The organism is Halomonas sp. CKK8 (assembly GCF_029625235.1).
GTDB classification, from domain to species: domain Bacteria; phylum Pseudomonadota; class Gammaproteobacteria; order Pseudomonadales; family Halomonadaceae; genus Halomonas; species Halomonas ventosae.
In genome coordinates this window covers 3207691-3227660 of record NZ_CP121193.1, presented here as the reverse complement: position 1 = coordinate 3227660, position 19970 = coordinate 3207691, and the positions used below count along the sequence as shown (strand labels likewise).

At 70.8% G+C, this 19970-nt stretch carries 18 protein-coding genes; 5 read left to right on the top strand and 13 right to left on the bottom strand.

Features of this window, described 5'->3' with window-relative positions; all coding sequences use genetic code 11:
- Positions 1-7: 7 nt before the first annotated feature.
- The 3 genes from P8934_RS15225 to P8934_RS15215 form a co-directional block, all read right to left on the bottom strand.
- Positions 8-937, bottom strand: coding sequence for a patatin-like phospholipase family protein (locus P8934_RS15225; RefSeq protein WP_278031795.1), 930 nt, complete (start codon positions 935-937; stop codon positions 8-10).
- Positions 938-939: 2 nt separating this feature from the next.
- The gene (locus P8934_RS15220; RefSeq protein WP_278031794.1) at positions 940-2406 is read right to left on the bottom strand and encodes a dihydrolipoyl dehydrogenase; all 1467 of its coding nucleotides are present in this window, start codon (positions 2404-2406) and stop codon (positions 940-942) included.
- 128 nt (positions 2407-2534) lie between these two features.
- Positions 2535-3152 (bottom strand): LysE family translocator, encoded by a 618-nt coding sequence (locus tag P8934_RS15215; protein ID WP_138181307.1) that lies wholly within the window; start codon positions 3150-3152, stop codon positions 2535-2537.
- Between the two features lie 145 nt (positions 3153-3297).
- On the opposite strand from P8934_RS15215, the gene P8934_RS15210 reads away from it, so the two are divergent.
- The gene (locus P8934_RS15210) at positions 3298-3789 is read left to right on the top strand and encodes an Lrp/AsnC family transcriptional regulator (protein ID WP_278031793.1); all 492 of its coding nucleotides are present in this window, start codon (positions 3298-3300) and stop codon (positions 3787-3789) included.
- 48 nt (positions 3790-3837) lie between these two features.
- On the opposite strand, the gene P8934_RS15205 is transcribed toward P8934_RS15210, so the two are convergent.
- From P8934_RS15205 to P8934_RS15160, 10 genes are read right to left on the bottom strand one after another with little or no spacing between them, the layout of a single operon-like run.
- A complete protein-coding gene (locus P8934_RS15205) occupies positions 3838-4335 on the bottom strand; it encodes a hydrogenase maturation protease (protein WP_278031792.1) in 498 nt (165 codons plus the stop codon).
- A gap of 28 nt (positions 4336-4363) precedes the next feature.
- Positions 4364-5695 (bottom strand): Ni/Fe hydrogenase subunit alpha, encoded by a 1332-nt coding sequence (locus P8934_RS15200; RefSeq protein ID WP_278031791.1) that lies wholly within the window; start codon positions 5693-5695, stop codon positions 4364-4366.
- The gene (locus P8934_RS15195) at positions 5692-6513 is read right to left on the bottom strand and encodes a sulfhydrogenase subunit delta (RefSeq protein WP_278031790.1); all 822 of its coding nucleotides are present in this window, start codon (positions 6511-6513) and stop codon (positions 5692-5694) included. Before P8934_RS15195 ends, P8934_RS15200 begins: the two co-directional genes overlap by 4 nt.
- 2 nt (positions 6514-6515) lie before the next feature.
- A complete protein-coding gene (locus P8934_RS15190; protein WP_040185291.1) occupies positions 6516-7349 on the bottom strand; it encodes an FAD/NAD(P)-binding protein in 834 nt (277 codons plus the stop codon).
- Positions 7346-8464, bottom strand: coding sequence for a 4Fe-4S dicluster domain-containing protein (locus P8934_RS15185; protein WP_278031789.1), 1119 nt, complete (start codon positions 8462-8464; stop codon positions 7346-7348). The genes P8934_RS15190 and P8934_RS15185 overlap by 4 nt, the downstream gene beginning before the upstream one ends.
- Positions 8465-8512: 48 nt before the next feature.
- Entirely contained in the window at positions 8513-9541 is a 1029-nt protein-coding gene (gene hypE / locus P8934_RS15180) for a hydrogenase expression/formation protein HypE (RefSeq protein WP_278031788.1), read from the bottom strand.
- On the bottom strand, positions 9542-13084 hold the full coding sequence (hypF, locus tag P8934_RS15175; protein WP_278031787.1) for a carbamoyltransferase HypF: 3543 nt from the start codon (positions 13082-13084) through the stop codon (positions 9542-9544).
- A gap of 3 nt (positions 13085-13087) precedes the next feature.
- A complete protein-coding gene (gene hypB / locus P8934_RS15170) occupies positions 13088-13876 on the bottom strand; it encodes a hydrogenase nickel incorporation protein HypB (protein ID WP_278031786.1) in 789 nt (262 codons plus the stop codon).
- A 13-nt stretch (positions 13877-13889) separates the two neighbouring features.
- Positions 13890-14255: a hydrogenase maturation nickel metallochaperone HypA gene (locus tag P8934_RS15165; protein WP_278031785.1), complete on the bottom strand. Its 366-nt coding sequence runs from the start codon at positions 14253-14255 to the stop codon at positions 13890-13892.
- Positions 14248-14484 (bottom strand): HypC/HybG/HupF family hydrogenase formation chaperone, encoded by a 237-nt coding sequence (locus P8934_RS15160; RefSeq protein ID WP_278031784.1) that lies wholly within the window; start codon positions 14482-14484, stop codon positions 14248-14250. The genes P8934_RS15165 and P8934_RS15160 overlap by 8 nt, the downstream gene beginning before the upstream one ends.
- Before the next feature lie 296 nt (positions 14485-14780).
- On the opposite strand from P8934_RS15160, the gene dbpA reads away from it, so the two are divergent.
- The 4 genes from dbpA (at position 14781) to P8934_RS15140 (ending at position 19807) form a co-directional block, all read left to right on the top strand.
- Entirely contained in the window at positions 14781-16175 is a 1395-nt protein-coding gene (dbpA, locus tag P8934_RS15155) for an ATP-dependent RNA helicase DbpA (RefSeq protein WP_278031783.1), read from the top strand.
- Positions 16176-16240: 65 nt separating this feature from the next.
- Positions 16241-17143 carry a PA4780 family RIO1-like protein kinase gene (locus tag P8934_RS15150; protein ID WP_278031782.1) on the top strand — a complete coding sequence of 301 codons (903 nt, stop codon included), beginning with the start codon at positions 16241-16243 and terminating at the stop codon, positions 17141-17143.
- Between the two features lie 163 nt (positions 17144-17306).
- Positions 17307-19268 carry an ATP-dependent zinc metalloprotease FtsH gene (gene ftsH, locus P8934_RS15145; RefSeq protein ID WP_278031781.1) on the top strand — a complete coding sequence of 654 codons (1962 nt, stop codon included), beginning with the start codon at positions 17307-17309 and terminating at the stop codon, positions 19266-19268.
- A gap of 104 nt (positions 19269-19372) precedes the next feature.
- Complete coding sequence (locus P8934_RS15140) at positions 19373-19807, top strand: DUF4399 domain-containing protein (protein ID WP_278031780.1); 435 nt, start codon at positions 19373-19375, stop codon at positions 19805-19807.
- The last annotated feature ends 163 nt before the right edge of the window (positions 19808-19970 follow it).

Here is a 19970-nt window from a genome sequence, read left to right as displayed (position 1 = left end):
GGTGCCGTCAGGGCGAGGGGGCGGCCTGCAGGGCCAGCCAGCCCTCGAGCAGGTCACGGAGCTCCTCGGCGGTGGGCTCGGTCTGGCGCAGGATCTCGTCGATGCGGTTGAAGTGCAGCAGGCGCACGCCCCGGGTCTCCGGACGCAGGTAGATGTCGGGTGGCCGGTGGTGGAGCGCCTGTCGGATGATCGCCTGCTGCATGATCTTGAAGCTGTTGAATAGCATGTCGGTCAGGCCGAGCTCCTCGCCATCCTCCTGCCGACGGCTGCCCGAGACGTCCACCGCGATGACCAGATCGACCTCGCCGTAGAGCAGGTCGAAGGGCAGGGGCTTGGAGATGCCGCCATCGATCAGCAGCTGCTTACCATGGTGGATGGGCAGAAAGAGCCCCGGCACCGCCATGCTGGCCTCGATGGCCGGGAACAGGAGGCCCTCGTCGAGGGTCACGCTCTCCCCCGTCCAGTAGTCGGTGGCCACCACCTCGAGCGGGATGCGCAGCTCGTCGAAGGTGCGAACCTCGGTATGGCCGGCCAGGAAGTGGAGGAAGCCGGCCGAGTCGAGCAGCCCGGCATCGTCGTGCCCGAACGGCACCAGCGCCGACAGCTCCACCTCCGATTCGGCCAGGCCCGAGAGGGCATCCAGGGGCGAGCCGGCCACGTCGTCGAAGATGTCGCGGATCGCCTCGGCCGGGAGGCCCGCGGCATAGAGCCCGCCGATCACCGCGCCGATGCTGGTGCCGACGATGCGGTCGGGCACGATCCCGAGCTCGTCGAAGACCTGCAGGATGGCGATGTGCGCCAGGCCGTTGGCCCCGCCCGAGCCCAGCGCCAGGCCGATGGTCGGCCGGGGCGACGGGGTATCGGGAGAGGCCGACGCGCCCGGGGCTGCCGCCAGCAGGGTGGCAGTGAACAAGGCAAACGCCAGCCGTGGCGTCATGCTCAGTCTCCGGGCCCGCACTCCATGCAGCGCTCGGTGATGGCCGGGCCCTGCTGCAGGTTGGCATTGAGGTCGCGCAGGGCGCTGCGCAGTCCCTCCTCGAGCACCGGGTGGTAGAAGGGCATCTCGAGGATGCGGCTCACGCTGGGCCGCTCTTCCAGCATCCAGGCCAGCAGGTGCGCCATGTGCTCCACCCGGGGACCGAACAGCTCGGCGCCCAGGAACTGGCCCGAGCCGTGCTCGGCATAGAGGCGCATCAGGCCGCGATTCTGGCGAATCACCACGGCACGCCCCTGATCCTCGAAGGAGGCCTCGCCGGTGGCGATGCAGTCGCAGCCGCCGTACTGCTTTTCCAGCTCGGCGCGGCTCGCGCCGATGGTGGCCATCTGCGGGTCGGTGAAGACCACCGCCAGGGGCACGTTGCGGGTGCCGGCGCGCAGTTCCGGATAGCGCCCGGCGTTGTCGCCGGCGATCCGCCCCTCGGTATTGGCCACGTGCAGCAGCGGCAGCTCCTGGTTGGCATCGCCGGCGATGAAGACGTGGCTGGGGCTGTCATCGGCATTGCGGCACTGCAGGGTGAAGCGGTTGTAGTGGGGCACCCCCTTGTCGTCGACCGCCAGGCCGGCCTTCTCCAGGTCGAGCCGGTCGACGTTGGGACGCCGGCCGGTGGCCGCGAGCAGGTAGTCGAAGCGCTCGGTGATACGCCTGCCGGTATCGCGTTCGAGGAAGGTGATCACCACGGCGTCGCCGTCGCGCTCGATGCGCTCCACCTCGGCGTCGGGGTCGACATAGAACTCCTCGTTGAAGGTGCGGTCGGCGTAGTCCCGCACGGCCTCGTCCTGGAAGGGGCCCAGTGCGCCACCCACGCCGAAGACCCGCAGGCGCACGCCCAGCCGGTGCAGGGCCTGGCCGAGCTCCAGGCCGATCACGCCGGGGCCGAACACGGCGACCGACTCGGGCAGGTCGTCCCACTCGAAGACGGCGTCGTTGATGACCAGCCGGTCGCCTGCCGCCTCGAAGAAGCCCGGCCAGGTGCCGCGCGAGCCGGTGGCGATGACGATGGTGCGTGCCGTCACGCGGGTATGGTCGCCGACGACCAGGGTGTGCGGGTCCTCGAAGCGCGCATGGCCCTCGAGGCGGTTGTCCTCGCCCAGGCGCTCCACCGTCTTCATCACGCTCCCCACGAAGCCGTCGCGTTCGCGCTGGACGCGTTCCATGACGGCGCGCCCGTCCACCTCCACGGGGCCGGTGCGCACGCCGAAGCCGCCGGCATCGCGGGCGTGGTGGGCGGATTCGGCGGCGGCGATCAGCAGCTTGGAGGGCATGCAGCCGACCCGGGCACAGGTGGTGCCATAGGCCCCGCCCTCGATCAGCAGCACGCTGTCGCTGTGCTTGCTGGCGGCGTGCCAGGCACTCAGGCCGGCGCTGCCGGCGCCGATGATGGCGATATCGACCTCACGTTCCTGCATCGGGCTCTCCTTTCATTGGTGGCATGGGTAGGCGCGTCGATGTGCATGGCCTCACTATGGCACAGGGTGGGGATGGGCCGCCGGGACGCAACGGTGGCGTCTTGACGCAGGACAAGGCCGCCGGCCCCTCAGGCGGCCAGGCGCAGGGCGAAGCCGATCATCAGCGAGCCGAAGGTCCAGCGCTGCAGGCGCGCCCGCAGCGGGCTGCCGGCGAACCAGCGCTGCAGCGCGGCCCCCAGGGTGGCGTAGCCGGCATCGAACAGCAGGCCGATGCCCACCAGCAGGCTGCCCAGCAGGGCGAACTGCAGCAGCACGGGCCCCTCCCCGGGAGACACGAACTGGGGCAGCAGCACCGAGCAGAACAGCAGCGACTTGGGGTTGAGCAGGTTGGTCAGCAGGCCACGGCGCCAGGCGCGGCGGTGACCGTCGTCGAGCATCCCCACACTGACAGCGTCGATGCCCTCCGTGACGGGCGGCGAGCGGAGCAGCTGCAGGCCGATCCAGGCCAGATAGGCGCCCCCCGCATAGCGCACCGCATCGAAGGTCCAGGGCGCGCTGGCGAACAGCGTGGCGAGCCCCAGGGCCGCCAGGGCCACGTGCAGGCCGCGCGCCACGGCCAGTCCCACCGCGGTGGCCAGCGCCCGGGTGTGCCCCTGCTGGCTGCCGGTCTGCAGCACCAGGAGCATGTCAGGGCCAGGCAGCAGGTAGACCGCCGCCAGGGCCCCGATGAACAGCCACAGCTCCATGGGTTCGCCTCCCGCCGTCGTGAAACGTCTTGCTGGAACGCTGCCAGTCTAGCCCCGGGGGCGCCGGCAGGTCCTTGCGAAGTCGGCCAGGAAAGCGGATAAAGTTGGCAGAAAATGCCAATGAAGAAAATTGAGGTGAATGTTCATGCCAAACACTCGGCTGGATGCCATCGACCGGCGCATCCTGGCGGCACTGCAGCGTGACGCCCGGCTGAGCAACGTGCAGTTGGCCGAGGAGGTGAACCTCTCGCCCTCGCCCTGCCTGCGACGGGTGCGCCAGCTGGAGGCGGCGGGGCTGATCCGCGGCTATCACGCCGAGCTGGACCGCGGCGGGGTGGGCCTCGGCCTCACTGTCTTTGTCGGGGTCAAGGTGGAGCGCCACCATGAGGCCGAGGCCAATGCCTTCCGCGAGGCGGTCGTGGCGCTGCCGGAGGTGGTCTCTGCCCACCTGGTGTCGGGGGAGTCGGACTTCCTGCTGCAGGTGGTGGTGGCGGACCTGGCGGCCTACGAGCGCTTCCTGACCGGGACCCTGCTGCGCCTGCCGGGCGTCAGCGACATCCGCAGCAACTTCGCCATCCAGACCGTCAAGGAGCACGGCCCACTGCCGCTCACACGGCCCGGGGGCGAGAGCCGGTAGCCGCTGCCCATCGGTTGACGCCCCTGAGGCCCGCCCTGGTCCGGGACCCTAGCCGGCATCGAGCCAGCCCAGGACCGCCGCGTGCAGTCGCCGGGCCTGCGCCTCGTCGAGCCCGGGTGCCGTCATCTCGTGGCTAGGCATGTCGTGGCCTGCTTCTGCCGGCATCTCGATGCCGATGATCCGGATGCCCGCCCGGAAAAGCCCCAGGGCCTCGACCAGCGCCAGGGTGCTCGCCAGGTCGAGTCCGTGTGATGACAGCCGCGCGGCGGCGTTGGGGAGTTCTGCCGGCGCAAAGACCTTGAGGGTGCCGGGCGGTCCCTGGCCCCGCATGGCATCGACCAGCAGCAGGCGGTCGCGTGGCGTCACCGCGTGCAGGAAGAGGTCGACGGGCTGGTCGAGTCGCGCGACCGTGAGGTCATCGCGCTCGCACAGCGCATCGCCCAGCCACTCGGCGGCGAGCCAGCCCAGCCGGTCCCCGCCATGGGGCGAGCCGAGCCCGAAGAGATAGGCATGGCCCCCGGGCCGGCCGTCTGCGGCGTTCGTCACGGCCGCGCCCGGGGCATTCCTGCGGGGCTTATCTTCGCCAGTCATTTTCTCGCAAGTCATTTTTTCTCAAGACATGGAAGTCCAGGAAGTGGGTGGCGCAGGAGATGCAGGGATCGTAGTTGCGGATCACCATCTCGCCGTGCAGGCGCAGGGCGTCGTCGTCACGCTCCAGGCCGAAGCGCGTGAGGCTCGCCGCGAGGTCCTCCTCCATCCGCGCCTGGTTCTGGCTGGTCGGGGGGACGATGCGGGCCTCGACGACCCGTGCCTGGTCGTCCAGCGCATAGCGGTGCCAGAGGATGCCGCGGGGGGCCTCGGTGCAGCCGACGCCGACCCCGGCCCGGGCGGGCGCCTCGACACGGGGCTCGGCGGCGGGGTCGTAGTCCTCGGTGAGGCGCAGCGCCTCGGCGAGGGCGACATGCATCTCCACCGCCCGGGCGACGATGCTGTGGAACATGTTGCGGCTGGGAAAGCGCACGCCGAGGTCGTCGAGCTGCTGTCGCAGCTCCTCGGGCAGGCGGTCGAGGTTGTTGTTGAGCCGGGCCAGCGGCCCGACCAGGTAGGGATGGCCGTCGAGCTGGGCGTGCAGGGCGGTGGAGTGGGGCACCTGGAACTCGCGAAAGTGCTGCTCGAAGTCGGCCGGGGCGATGTCGAGTCCCTGGTCGGAGACGATCCGGCCCTCAGTGATGGGGTAGTCGTGGTCATGGCGCAACGAGACGGAGACGAACGCCTGGTCGTCCTCGGGCAGCGGCAGGCCGGCGACCCAGGTGATCAGCTCGCGGGCCTCCTCGAGGCCTTCCGCCAGGTGCTGTCGAAGGGTCTCGATGGCCGCCGTGTCGGGGGCGTGGAAGAAGCCGCCCGGACAGATGCCGACCGGGTGCACCGAGCGGCCGCCGAAGGTGCGGATGATCTCGTTGCCGAGCCCCTGGAGCCGCAGGCCACGGCGCACCTCGTCCGGGTAGTCCCTGGCCATCGCCGGGGCGCTCTCAAAGCCGAGGAAGTCGGGGGCGGCCAGCAGGTGGATGTGCAGGCTGTGGCTCTGCAGCCACTCGCCGCAGTACATCACCCGGCGCATCGCCTCCACCCAGGGGCTGGGCGTGACGCCGAGGATCGACTCGATCGCCGCCACCGCACTCATCTGGTAGGCGACGGGGCAGATGCCGCAGATGCGGGCCACGCTGTCGATCACGTCCTGGGTGCTGCGGCCCTCGAGCAGCTTCTCGAACAGCCGGGGCGGCTCGAAGATGCGCAGCGTCAGCGCCTCGATCCGGCCGGTCGCGATGCGGATGTCCAGGGCGCCCTCGCCCTCGACCCGTGCCAGGATGGGTACATGGATCTCGCCGGTTCGCGTGTCGTGACTCATCCCTGCTCCTCCTCGCGGCCCTGACGCGTGATGACCCGCGCCTGCCAGTCCAGGCCCTCACTCCGGAACGGTTCGGCATGGCCGTTGATGAACAGCAGGCGCCGGGCGATGTCGCCTGCCGGCATGCCGGTATCGGCCAGGTGGCTGGCCAGTGCCGAGACGTTGGCCTGCACGGCGGGCCCGTAGCAGGCGTAGCAGTCCCGCTGCCAGCGGGGGCAGATCGCGCCGCAGCCGGTGCTGGTGACCGGGCCCATGCAGGGCCGGCCCTGGGCGACCATCACGCACACCGCCTGCTGGCGCTTGCACTCCATGCACACCGCACTGTGGTCGACCCGGGGCAGGTGGCCGGCCAGCAGCGACTTGGTGGCGCCGAGCACCTGTTCGCCGCTGACCGGGCAGCCCCAGAGCTCCAGGTCGACCTTGACGCTCTCGGCAATCGGGGTCGAGTCGGCGAGCAGGTCGATATGCTCGGGCTTTGCATAGACCCCGGACACCCACTCGTCGGCGTCGTGGAGGTTGCGCAGTGCCTGGATGCCGCCGGCGGTGGCGCAGGCGCCGATGGTGACCAGGTAGCGACTGCGCTGGCGGATGCCGTGCAGGCGCGCGGCGTCCTGGGAGGTGGCCACGCTGCCCTCGACGAAGGCGACGTCGACCTCGGCTTCCTCGTCGATCGGCCCGGCCTCGGCGAAGTGCAGGATGTCGACGGTCTCGGCCAGGGCCAGCAGGGGCTCGCCCAGGTTGAGGAAGGCCAGCTGGCAGCCGTCGCAGGAGCTGAACTTGTGCACTGCGATGCGTGGGCGGCGGGTCGCGGTGGTCATGGTCAGACTCCCCTGTGCGACAGGTAGGGCGCCAGTTCCCGGCAGGTGAAGACCGGGCCGTCACGGCACACGAACTTGGGCCCCAGCTGGCAGCGGCCGCAGGAGCCGATGGCGCAGTGCATGTTGCGCTCCATGCTGAGCCAGATCCGCTCTTCCGGCACCTCGCGCTCGCGCATCGCCTTGATCACCGCCCGCATCATGCCCTCGGGGCCGCAGATGAAGACCGAGCAGCGCGCCGAGTCGAAGTCGATGCGCTCGAAGAACTGGGTCACCGGGCCGGTATGCCAGGGCCAGAACGTATCGCCGGTGTCGGCGGTCAGGTAGACCTCGACGTCCGGGTGACGGCGCCAGGCGGCGTAGCGATCGCGCCAGATCAGGTCGTTGGAGTGCTTCACCCCCTGGATGATATGCATCCGGCCGTAGCGTCCGCGCCGGTGCAGGACGTACTCGATCAGCGAGACCGACGGGGCGCAGCCCAGGCCGCCGGTGACGATCACCAGGTCGGTACCCTCGGCCTCCTCCGTGGGCCAGCCGCGACCGTAGGGGCCGCGCAGGCCGAGCCGGTCACCGACCTCGAGCCGCCCCAGGTTGCGGGTGACCGAGCCGACCTTGCGGATGGTGTGGTCGATCATCGCCCGCTCGTCGGGGTCGGAGACGATGGAGATCGGCACCTCGCCCATGCCCGGCAGGTAGAGCATGTTGAACTGGCCCATCGAGAAGCGGTAGGCGGCCTGCACCTCGGGGTCGGTGAAGCGCAGCTGCAGGCTGAACATGTCCGGGGTCTCGTCCCTGCAGCCGACGACCTCGGCCTCGAAGGGCACCAGCGCGCTGGTCATGGCGTGTCCTCCTCGTCGGGGGCCTTGGAAAGCGCCTCCAACTCCTCGGTCACGTCGATGCCCACCGGGCACCAGGCGATGCAGCGGCCGCAGCCCACGCAGCCGCTGCGGCCGTACTGCTCCACCCAGGTGCCGAACTTGTGGGTCAGCCACTGCCGATAGCGCTGGGGCCGCTCGGCGCGGATGACGGTGCCATGGATGTAGCTGTGGTCGGGGTCGAAGCAGCTGCCCCACTGCCGGCCGTGCTCGGATGTCTTCCCGTCCAGCGAGAGTTCGTCGAGGTGGGTCTGGCAGAAGCAGGTAGGGCAGACCGCGGTGCAGTTGCCGCAGGTCAGGCAGCGGTCGTTCAGGCTCTGCCAGTGCGGGTGGGCGACGGCCGCCTGCAGCATCTCCGGGAGCGAGGCATCGGGCAGGCCGCGCGTCTGCTGGCGGGTGGCACGCTCGACCCCGGCCTCCACCTGCTCAAGCTGGTCATGGCTTGCCAGGGTCGTCTCCAGGGTGTCGAGGATGGCCTGGCCTTCCTGGGTGTGGGCCTCCACCACGAAGCCGTCGTCGAGTTCCGAGAGCGCCAGGTCGAAGCCGTGCTGTGCCCGCGGGCCATCTCCGGTGGCGGTACAGAAGCAGGTGGCCGCGGAGCGCATGCAGTTGACGGCGACCAGGAAGAGGTTAAGGCGTCGCTCGCGGTAGTGCGGGTCCGGGTGGGCGTCATGCAGGAAGTGGCGGTCATGGACCGCCAGCGCCGCGAGGTCGCAGGCCCGCACGCCGATGACCGCCGTTGGCTGGGCCTCGGGGGGCTGCTCGCGGAACACCAGCCGGCCGTCGGGCTGTCGCTCGCTTCGCCACAGGGTCTCGCGAGGGGCAAAGGTCAGCGGCTTGATCGCCTGGGGGCCGGTGGCCCAGTCGAAGAGGCGTCCGGAACCGGTGCGCTCGAGCCGGTAGTGGCCGGGGGCCTGGTCGTCGATGATCCCGACAGGCAGCTGCTCCACCGTCGCGAGGGGCTCGAAGAGGATGGCATGGTCGCGCACCCGGGGCCCGATGACCTCATAGCCCGCCTCCACCAGCCGGTCGAGGAGTGACTGGAGGCGCTCGCGGGCGAGAAAGTGCCGTACCTTCATGGTGCCGTGTCCCCTTCAACGATCGTCAGGTGGGCGGCGCTGCCTCGCTCAGCAGATGCGCGGCAGCGGGTCGTCCTCGAGCTCCTGCAGGAGGCGCTCGCCGCCCCACTCGTTGACCAGCAGCAGCCGGTCGTGGTGCGGGTCGAGTGCGCCGATCCGCTGCGCCCCTCGCCCCTGCGGCAGCGCCTGCCAGCGGCGCAGGGCCTCGTCGGCCTCGTCCTCGGCCACGATGGCGACCACCCGCCCCTCGCAGGCCAGATAGAGGGGGTCGTAGCCCAGCATGTCGCAGACGCTGCGCACGCTGCCGCGGATCGGCAGCCGTGGCTCCTCGAGCGTCACGCCAAGCCCCGTGGCCTGGATCACCTCGTGCAGCACCGTCGCCAGGCCGCCGCGGGTCGGGTCGCGCATGAAGCGCAGGCCGGGCATCGTCAGCAGCGCTCGGGTCAGGGGCAGCACGCTGGCGCTGTCGGAGGCCAGGTTGCCGCTCAGGCCGAATTCCTCGCGGGCCAGCATCACGGCGATGCCGTGGTCGCCCAGCGGCCCGCTGACCAGCACCGCATCCCCTGCACGAATGCCGCGGGTACCGAGGCTCAGCCCGGCGGGCCGCGTGCCGATCCCGGACACGCCGAAGTAGAGCCCGCCGCAGAGCCCGCGCGGCAGCACCTTGGTGTCGCCGGCCACCACCTGGACATCGCAGGCCCGGGCGGCCTCGGCCAGGCTGGCAACGATCCGCTCGAGCGCCTCGAGCGGCAGCCCCTCCTCCAGGAAGGCGTTGAGGCTCAGGTAGCGCGGGGTCGCCCCGCAGACGGCGAGGTCGTTGACGGTGCCGTGCACCGCCAGGCTGCCGATGTCGCCCCCGGCGAAGAACAGCGGCTGCACGGTGACCCCGTCGCTGGTGAAGACCAGCTCGTGGTCGCCGTCCGGGAAGGGGGGCAGGATGGCGGCATCGGCCAGCGGCGCCAGCCAGGGATTGCCCAGCTGGCGGACGAACACCGCATCGATCAGCTGGCGCATGAGGCGCCCGCCGTTGCCGTGGGCCAGGGTGACGGTGGCCGTGTCGGGACCGGGCTGGGTCACTCACTCCTCCTCGTGCCGTGACAGTCGGGCCAGGCACTCCATGACCTGGCCGACACTGATCGCGGCGTCGTTGCAGGGCAGCCGCTTGTGCAGCAGCACCCTGAAGCCATCCTCCTCCAGGGCTGCCAGGGCCCCCTCGGTCAGTCGGCGATTCTGGAACACGCCGCCGGTCAGGCCGAGGGTCTCCACCCCGGTCGCCTCCCGAGCCGCCCCGGCCTGGCGGCACAGCACCCGCACCAGGGTGGCATGGAAGTCCGCGGCGCGCCGTTCCGGGGCGAGGCGTGCGTCATGTAGGTGACGGATCAGCGGGCGCCAGTCACAGCGTAGCACCCCGTCCGGGTCGCGTCGGTGGGGAAGCTCGAGCGGCTGGCCGTCGCCCTCGGCCAGCGCCTCGAGCCGCATGGCGGCCTGGGCCTCGTGGCTGACCCGGGGCATCGGGACGAGCAGGGCCGCGGCGGCATCGAACAGCCGTCCCACGGCGGAACAGGCGGAGGCGTTGAGGCGCCGCTCCCAGGCCGCTCGCAGCAGGGCCAGCTCCTCGCCGGTGCCCTCGGCGACCGGCCCCTCGAGGCCGCTCTGCCAGCCCAGGGTGGTGGCCAGGCGCCAGGGCTCCCGGATGGCCGCCTCCCCGCCGGGCAGGGCAAAGGGCGCGAACGACGCATGGCGTTGCCAGTGGCCGGGGCGGCCGAGCAGGGCCTCGCCACCCCACAGGGTGCCGTCCGGGCCCAGCCCGGTGCCGTCCCAGGTGAACACCAGGGTCGGTTCCCGGAAGCGGCCGTGCTCCCCGCACAGGGCGGCGGCATGGGCGTGGTGGTGGGCGACCTCCCGGCACGCCAGGCCGCTGTCGCGCGCCCAGCGGGTGCTGTGGTAGCCACGGTGGGCATCATGCAGGACGAGCTCGGGGCGCACGCCATACAGCCCGGCCAGGGTCTCGATCTGCCGCGCGAAGGCCTGCTGGGTGCGCAGCGCCGACAGCTCGCCGATGTGCGGCGACAGCACCAGCCGCGCCTCCCAGGCCAGGCAGGCCGTGCTCTTCTGCTGGGCACCCACGGCGAGCACGGCCCGGGGCAGGCGCCAGGGCAGCTCGAGCTCGAGCGGGCTGCTGCCCCGCCCCGGACGCAGCGGGCTCGCCCTGCCGGCGATGGGCCGCCGGATGCCGTCATCCACAGGGTGCAGGATGGGGCGGTCATGGTGCAGGAAGGCATCGGCCACCCGGCCCAGGCGCTGCTCCGCCATGGCCCGGTCGGCGATGATCGGCTCGCCGGCGACATTGGCCGAGGTGGCGACCAGCGGGCGCGCCAGGGCCTCCAGCAGAAGGTGGTGCAGGGGCGCATAGGGCAGCAGTACGCCAATCTCGTCGAGCCCGGGGGCGAGGCCCGCCTCGAGCCCGTGGTCGGCCCGCAGCGGGAGCAGCACCACCGGCCGCTCGTCGGCGAGCAGGGCCTCGGCGGCTGCCGGGTCCAGCCGGGCATGGCGGCGCACGACCTCCAGGCCATCCTCGCCCTGCCACGGGACCATCACGGCGAACGGCTTGTGCGGCCGATGCTTGCGCTCGCGCAGGGTCGCCAGCGCCGCCGGGTTGCCGGCATCGGCCATCAGGTGGTAGCCACCGACCCCCTTCACGGCGACGATCCGGCCTTCGGCCAGCGCCGCGATGGCGGCCGCCAGCGCCTCCCCGGGATCCGTGAGCGTCCGGTTGCCCTCCACGCCCCCCTCCACAAACGTCAGCCGCGGCCCACACTGCGGGCAGCCGATCGACTGGGCATGGAAGCGTCGGCTCTGCGGGTCGTCGTATTCCCGCCGGCACTCGGGGCAGAGCGGAAAGGCCTTGAGGCTGGTGCGCGCCCGGTCGTAGGGCAGTCGTTCGATCACGCTGTAGCGCGGGCCGCACTGGTCGCAGTGGGTGAAGGGGTAGCCGTAGTGGCGGTCCTGCGGGTCGTGCATCTCCGCCAGGCAGGCCGGGCACACCGGGGTGTCCAGCGGCAGGTGGATCGCGCCGCCCGGGTCGCCGTCGCTCTGCCGGATCACGAACGGTCGAGCCGCGTTCGGTCGGGCCGCGTCCGGCGGGCTCAGCGTCGCCGGGATCGTCTCGCGGCGAGCGAGGCGCGGGCGCGCCAGCCTCGGCGCCTCGGCGAGCAGTGCCCGCTCGAAGGCGTCCAGCCGGTCGGCGCTTCCCTGGGCCTCGATCACCACCTTGCCGCCACTGTTGCGCACCTGGCCCGCGAGGTCCAGCCGGCTGGCCAGCCGCTGGACGAAGGGCCGGAACCCCACGCCCTGGACCACGCCGGCCAGCACCCAGCGTCGTGCCTTCTGGTCGGGGGCGCTCTCGATCGGGGCTGTCTCACCAGGGGCAGTCTCTCCAGGGGCAGCGTCGACCGGGGCAGCGTCGACCGGGGCAGCGTCGACCGGAGTGGCGGCGATCCGCCCGGCGGGCGCGTCCTGCGTCGGCCGAACGCCGTGGCTCCACCAGATCCTGCAGGCGCCCTCCTCGGAGACCATGCAGGGGCCCACCGGGCTCTCGGGCCGGCAGGCGCTGCCGTAGAGCCGGCACTGCGGTGGCCGGATCCGGCCCAGCACCACCTCGGCGCAGTCGCAGCCGGGCGGCATCTCGCCGCGCCGTGCGTAGGCGGCCTCGAACACCCCGGGAAAGTGTCGGCGGGCATCGCGCTCGGCCAGGGTCGCCGTGCAGCCGTAGCCGGAGTCGGGCAGGGGGCCGATGCCGCGCCACTCGGCGTCGGTGATCTCGAACAGCTCGCCCATCAGCGCCTGTGCCCGACGGTTGCCGGCGGCGGTGACGCACTGCGGGTAGGCGTTGTCGAGCCGCGGGGCCCGGTCGAGCGCCTGCCTGAGTACCGCATGCAGGCCCGCCAGGATCAGGCCGGGGGTGAAGCCGGCCACGGCAGTGGGCAGCCCGTGCGCCTCGGGCACGAAGCGCCACTGCTCGGCGCCCATGATGGTGGCCACATGCCCCGGGGCGATCAGCGCATCGAAGCCCGGCGCGCCGTCCGCGAGCAGGTGGGCGATGGCCGGCCAGGTCTGGCGGGCGCTGAGCAGCAGCAGCAGGTTATCCGGCAGGTCCGTGCGGGAGAAGAGGGCGGCGATCGGTGCCGTCGTCGTCTCGAAGCCGGCGGCGAAGAAGACCACTCGCTTTCCGGGATGCTGGCGGGCCAGCGTCAGCACTTCGCCGGGGGAGGCGACCGGGACCACCCAGCCGCCGAGGGCGCGGGCGGCCTGCAGGGAGCGCGGCTCCCGCCGGGGGGCATTGCAGGGCACGCGGACCATGTCGCCGAAGGTGGCGACGATGACGTCGTCCGCGAGGCTCAGGGCCACCGCGGCATGGATGTCCTCCTCGGGGCAGACGCAGACGGGGCAACCCGGCCCGGGGATCAGTTCCAGGTAGTCGGGCAGCACCTTGCGCAGGCCGGCATGGGTGATGGTGCGCTCGTGGCCGCCGCAGACGTTCATGATCCGCAGGCGACCCGATGCCGGCCGGGGCAGGGCGCGGATCCGGTCCAGCCACTCGCCGGGCGTGGGGAGCGCCATGGCTCAGGCGAGACCCTGGGGGCGAGTCAGCAGGCACGCCTCCTCGGCGGGAGGCGCCGGGTGGAAGGCCGGTCGGCGCCGCTCGGCCAGGCCGGCCTCGAGCCATTCCAGCCAGGCATCGAGCGGTCCCGAGCGGCTGCTCAGCGGCATCACCGGGGCCGCAGAGGCGAGCCGGTGCATGTGCGCCGCCACCGCCTCGACATCGAAGTCGTCGAGGACCGGCAGCAGGTCGGTCTTGGTGACCAGCACCAGGTCGCTTGCGCGGAACATCACCGGGTACTTGAGCGGCTTGTCGTCGCCCTCCGGGGTCGAGAGCAGGGTGACGTTGGCATGCTGGCCGAGGTCGAAGCTCGCGGGGCAGACCAGGTTGCCGACGTTCTCGATGAACAGGAGGTCCAGGGCGTCCAGTGGCAGCGCATGGGCCGCGCGATGCACCATGGCGGCGTCCAGGTGGCAGGCGCTGCCGGTGGTGATCTGGACCGCGGGCACGCCTCGGGCGCGGATGCGCCGGGCGTCGTTCTCGGTTTCCAGGTCGCCCTCGATCACTGCCAGGCGGTAGCGGGTGCCCAGCGCCTCGATGGTGGCCTCCAGCAGGCTGGTCTTGCCGGCGCCGGGGGAGGACATCAGGTTGACGACCAGCAGCCCGGTGCGGTCGAAGTGCTCGCGGTTATGGCGCGCGACCTCGTCGTTGTGGACCTTCAGGCCCTCGAGGACCTCCACGGTATGGACGTCGTGCTCGTTCGAGGCGTGCTGCAGGTGGTCGGGAAGGGCGCAGCCGCAGGTCTGGCACACGATGAGGCTCCTGTTATCCGGTGGGAGGGAGAGGGGTGTCGGCGAGGTCGACGCTGACCAGCAGGAGCTCGTCGCCGCCGGTCAGCCGGGTCTGCCAGTGCCCGCAGCGCGGGCAGCTCAGGTCGTTGACGCTGGCCTCGGCCTCCTGCCGGCAGCGGGGGCAGTGCACCCGGACCGGACAGCGGGTCATCTCCAGCCGTGCCCCCTCGGCGAGGGTATGGCGGCTGGCCAGCGGAAAGGCCTCGCGCATCAGCGCGGCCTCGACCCCGGATAGCGGCCCGATGCGCAGACAGACACGGCGGATGCGCAGCGCACCGTGCTCGGCGGCGACCCGGCCGGCCTGGCGGATCAGCGAACGGCACAGGCTCAGCTCATGCATGGTCGAGGGCTCCGTCGTCCATCTCGTCGAGCAGTCGCCAGGTCGCCAGGGCCTCCTCGGGGTCCAGTCGCTGGAGGGCGTAGCCGACATGCACGATGACGAAGTCGCCCACGGCGAGGGCCTGGTCCTGCACCAGCATCAGGTCGATGTCGCGCTCGATGCCGCGGGAGGCCGCGCGCGCCGTGTCGCCGTCGATGCGGGTGATCTGCATGGGAATCGCCAGGCACATGATGCGCGTCGGGCCTCCTCGGCAGGTGGCGTGAGGGTCGCGGATGGCATTGGACCACCCCCTGACACTGACTATAGGAGATGGGTGCCTTTCGGACATGTCCCGCCAGCCAACGGGGCCGCCGCCTGCGGCGAGGCGGGCAGCGAAGGTCACGGCGGCGTCGCCAGGCCGGGTGATGCGCGCCACTTTCTGCTATGCTGGCCGCCTCCATCATCGCTTCCACGGCCCCGGCCCGATGGCGCCCGCCCTCCTCGCGCCCTGTCCCGGTGCCCGCCTTCCCTTGCAGGTCTATCCACGTGTCTGATTCCTCTCCCGATTTCGCCACGCTGTCGCTGGCGCCGGAACTGCTCGCCAACCTCGCCTCGCTGGGCTATCACGCCATGACGCCGATCCAGGCCGAGAGCCTGCCGCCCATGCTGGCGGGCCGCGACGTGATCGCCCGGGCGAAGACCGGCTCGGGCAAGACCGCCGCCTTCGGCCTGGCGCTGCTGTCGCGGCTGTCGGTGGCGGACTTCCGGGTGCAGGGGCTGGTGCTCTGCCCGACCCGCGAGCTGGCGGACCAGGTGGCCGGCGAGATCCGCCGCCTGGCGCGCAGCCTGCCCAACGTCAAGGTGCTGACCCTGTGCGGCGGGGCCCCGCTGGGGCCGCAGCTGGCGTCGCTGGAGCATGGCGCGCACATTGTCGTCGGCACCCCGGGGCGGGTGGAGGAGCACCTGCGCAAGGGCTCGCTGGCCCTGGGGGCGCTCGAGACCCTGGTGCTGGACGAGGCCGACCGCATGCTCGACATGGGCTTCCAGGCGGCCATGGAGGCGATCATCGCCGAGACCCCGGCGGACCGCCAGATGCTGCTGTTCAGCGCCACCTATGCCGAGGGTATCCGGCCCATCGCCGAGCGGCTGATGCGCGAACCGGTCAGCGTGGAGGTAGCCGAACCCCACGACGCCACCACGATCCGCCAGCACTTCTACCGGGTGGCGGACGAGTCGGCCCGCTTCGAGGCGCTGCGCCGCCTGCTGCTGCACTTTAGGCCCACGTCGAGCGTGGTGTTCTGCAATACCAAGCGCGAGACCGACGAGGTCGCCGAGGCCCTGAACGACGCCGGCTTCAGCGCCCTGGCGCTGCATGGCGACCTGGAGCAGCGCGACCGCGACCGCCTGCTGGTGCTGTTCGCCAACGGCAGCGCCTCGATCCTGGTGGCCACCGACGTGGCCGCCCGCGGACTCGACATCGACGCCCTGGATGCGGTGTTCAACTACCGCATCGCCCGTGAGCTCGAGGTGCATGTCCACCGTGTCGGGCGCACCGGCCGGGCCGGCGGTTCCGGGACCGCCTGTACCCTGTTAACCGAGCAGGAGGACTACCGGCTGGCACGCCTCGCCGATCTGCTCGGGGAGCGCCTGGAGACCGAGCCGCTGCCTCCCCGCGCGGTGCTGGAGCGCCAGCCCTTCCGTCCCGCCATGGCGACCCTGCAGCTCGGCGGCGGCAAGAAGCAGAAGCTGCGGCCCGGCGACATCCTCGGTGCCCTGACCGGCGAGGGGGGGATCGCCGGGGATCAGGTGGGCAAGATCAAGGTGCTCGCCAACAGCGCCTACGTGGCCGTGCGGCGCGACGTCGTCGCTGCGGCCCTCGACCAACTGGGCAACGGCAGGCTCAAGGGGCGCACCTTCCGTGCCCGCCGCATCAGCCGCTGACCGCAAGCCAAACGAGATACGCCCGCGGGATACCCAGCCGCCGGGTTCTATGCCAACGTGGTGACATGAAGATACCCAAGAGATTGCAGCCGCTGGTCGATGATGGCCTGATCGACGCGGTCGAGAGCCAGCTGATGAGCGGCAAGGAAGCCCAGGTCTACGTGGTGCGCTCCCACGGCGAGCGGCGCTGTGCCAAGGTCTTCAAGGAGGCCAAGCAGCGCAGCTTCAAGCAGGCCGTGCAGTACCAGGAGGGGCGCAAGGAGCGCAACAGCCGCCGCTCCCGGGCGATGGCCAAGAAGACCCGCTACGGCCAGAAGGAGCAGGAACAGGCCTGGCTCAACGCCGAGGTCGATGCCCTCTACCGGCTGGCGGCGGCGGACGTGCGGGTGCCCAAGCCGTATGGCTTCGTCGACGGTGTGCTGCTGATGGAGATGATCACCGATGCCGAGGGCCTGAACGCGCCGCGGCTGGATGACGTGACCCTGACGCCCGAGGAGGCCCGGGCCCATTACGCCAAGATCATCGGCGACGTGGTGCGCATGCTGTGTGCCGGCCTGATCCATGGCGACCTCTCCGAGTTCAACGTGCTGCTCTCTGACGATGGCCCGGTGGTCATCGACCTGCCCCAGGCGGTGGATGCCGCCGGCAACAACAGCGCCGAGAGGATGTTCGAGCGCGACGTCGACAACATGCGCCGCTACTTCGGTCGCTTCGCCCCGGAACTGCTGGCCACCGATTACGGCAAGGAGATCTGGGCGCTCTATGAGGCCGGCGACCTGCACCCGGACAGCCAGCTGACCGGCTGCTTCGAGCACGACACCCGCACCGTGGACGTGGACGAGCTGATGACCGTGATCGACGACGTCCGCGAGGAGGAGGCCGAGCGGCGTGCCGCGTTGTCCCGCGATTCCGAGCCCGGCGTCGAGGAGGCCGCCGAGGCCTGGCGGGAGTCCCAGGGCGAGCGCTGAGGCCCGTGCCCGGCGCGATCGGTCACCCGATATCGGCCTTGCCGGCCGCTGCCGACCAGGGACGAAATGCCCCATCAGGGCAGCAGCGGGGACGGCGGCCTCCGCCGTGCAGGCTCGGGGGCATGGCCCGGCCCTGACCTTGTAATCCCGGGTGGGCATCGGCATGTTGAAACGGTTTGCCTCCAACGCCGAGCCCGCCATGACCCGCCGCGATAACGACTCCTCCACCGACAAGCACCGCAACAGGACCAAGCGTTCGCCCCTCTGGTATCCCGAGGAGGTTCAGCCCTCCCGTCGGCAGTGGTTGCTCTTCATCTGGGTCGCCCTGGCCATCGTGCTGTTGTTCCACTACCTCGATTCGGCGCAGCGTCACCAGCAGGTCGAGCTCACCTATTCCGAATTCCTGACGGCCGTGGACCAGGGGCACGTCGATTCCGTCACGCTGCGCGGCCAGGCGGTGGAAGGCAGCTTCAGCGAACCGGGCCGTGAGGCACGCGAACTCGGAGAAACCGAGGAGGGCTTCGAGGCCACGCGTCCGGATGTCGAGGGCGAGCGCCTGCTCGAGCGGCTCGAGGCGAATGGCGTGCGCATCGATGCCGAACCCATTGACCCACCCTGGTGGCAGCGGGTTCTCGTCGGCGCCCTGCCATGGATCCTGGTCCTGGGCCTGCTGTTCTGGTTCTGGAACCGGATGCAGCAGCGTGCCATGTCGGGGGGCGGGCTCTTCAATATGGGCAAGTCCAGCGCCCGCCGGGTGAGCAGCGAGGAGAGTCAGGTGCGCCTGAGCGACGTGGCTGGCTCGGAGAACGCGAAACGTGAAGTCCTCGAGGTGGTCGAGTTTCTCAAGGAGCCGGAGCGTTTCCAGGCGCTGGGGGCCAAGATCCCCCGTGGCATCCTGATGATGGGCCCGCCGGGAACGGGCAAGACGCTGATGGCCAAGGCGGTGGCCGGCGAGGCCGATGTGCCGTTCTTCAGCATCAGCGGCTCGGAATTCATCGAGATGTTCGTGGGCGTCGGGGCGTCGCGCGTTCGTGATCTCTTCAAGCAGGCCAAGGAGCAGGCGCCGGCGGTGATCTTCATCGACGAGCTGGATTCCATCGGTCGCTCCCGAGGCGCCGGCATGGGGGGCGGTCACGATGAACGCGAGCAGACCCTCAACCAGATTCTCTCCGAGATGGACGGTTTCCAGGCCGATGAGTCCGTCGTCGTCCTGGCCGCCACCAACCGACCGGACGTGCTCGATTCGGCCCTGCTGCGGCCGGGGCGCTTCGATCGCAAGGTGACCCTGGAGAATCCGCATCGCGAGGCACGTCGGGACATCCTGCGCGTTCACACGCGTGACGTGCCGTTGGCCGATGACGTCGATCTCGAGCGGCTGGCCGAGATCACCATCGGCTTCTCGGGGGCGGACCTGGCCAACCTGGCCAATGAGGCCGCCCTTCAGGCGGGCCGCAATGACCGGCAAGAGGTGGACTGGGCCTGTTTCTCGGCGGCCCGCGACCGCCTGCTGCTGGGCGAGGCCAAGGATGCCGGCCTCTCCGACAGCGAGCGCCACATCGTGGCGTACCACGAGTCGGGCCATGCGCTGCTCGCCTACCTGCTGCCCAAGGCCGACCCCCTCGAGAAGGTCACGGTGCTGCCACGGGGACGCGCCCTGGGCGTGACCGCGCAGGTGCCCGACGAGGAACGCTACAACCATGGCGAAGCCTATCTCCGGGACCGCATCACCGTGATGTTCGGCGGCCGGCTGGCGGAGTCCATCGTCTTCGGAGAGGTGTCCAGCGGCGCCGAGAATGACCTGGAGCAGGCCACGCAGCTGGCGCGTCGCATGGTGGCCCGCTGGGGGATGAGCGAACGCATCGGGCCGGTGATGTTCGCCCAGAGTCAGGAACATGTCTTCCTGGGCAAGGAGATCGCCCAGTCCCGCGAACACAGCGAGGTCATGGCGGGGAGGGTCGATGAGGAGATACAGCGGTTGTTGACCGACCTCGAAGCGCGCGGCCGTGAGCTCCTGGAAGCGCATCGGAGTGACCTGGATACCCTGGCCGCGGCCCTGGAAAGGCAGGAAACCCTGGAGGCCGAGGCGATCCGTGACCTCCTCGGTCATGCCTCCGGCCATCCGTGACCTCCCGAGGACCTGCTCGCGTCGCTCCCGGTGCCTGGCTCGACTACGCTTTAGGCGAGCGTCGCCCGACGCGGGCGACCCCGGCCAACGACGAGGAGACGGCAATGAACAAGTGGATAGCGGGCCTGGCCCTGGCGGGTGGCGTGCTGATGGCCGGTCCGGCCCTGGCCCAGATGGAACGCGCCTCGGCGCCGGAGGGCACCGAGGTCTACTTCATCTCGCCGGAGGAGGGAGCCAGCGTCGAGAGTCCACTGACCGTGCGCATGGGGCTCAAGGGCATGGGCGTGGCGCCCGCCGGTACCCAGGCCGACGGCACCGGCCACCACCACCTGCTGGTGGACACGCCGCTGGACGAGGTGGATCTCGACCAGCCCCTGCCGGCCAATGACGCGATGCGCCACTTCGGTGGTGGACAGACCGAGACCACCCTGGAGCTCGAGCCCGGCGAACATACCCTGCAGCTGCTGTTCATGGATGCCAACCATGTCAGCTTCGACCCGCCGGTCACCTCCGACCCGATCACCATCACGGTGCAATGACCCGCCCCTGTCGGGCGTCCCCGTGGCGCCCGGCTCCGCTCGATCATCAGGCCTCTGCCCTGCGTGATGATGCCGTCTGACCCTCGCGACTGATTTTCCCCCTTCCGGCTGGCACTTGCAGGCCCACGGCACTGTACTGAGGAGTGCATTGGAAAATGAAGCG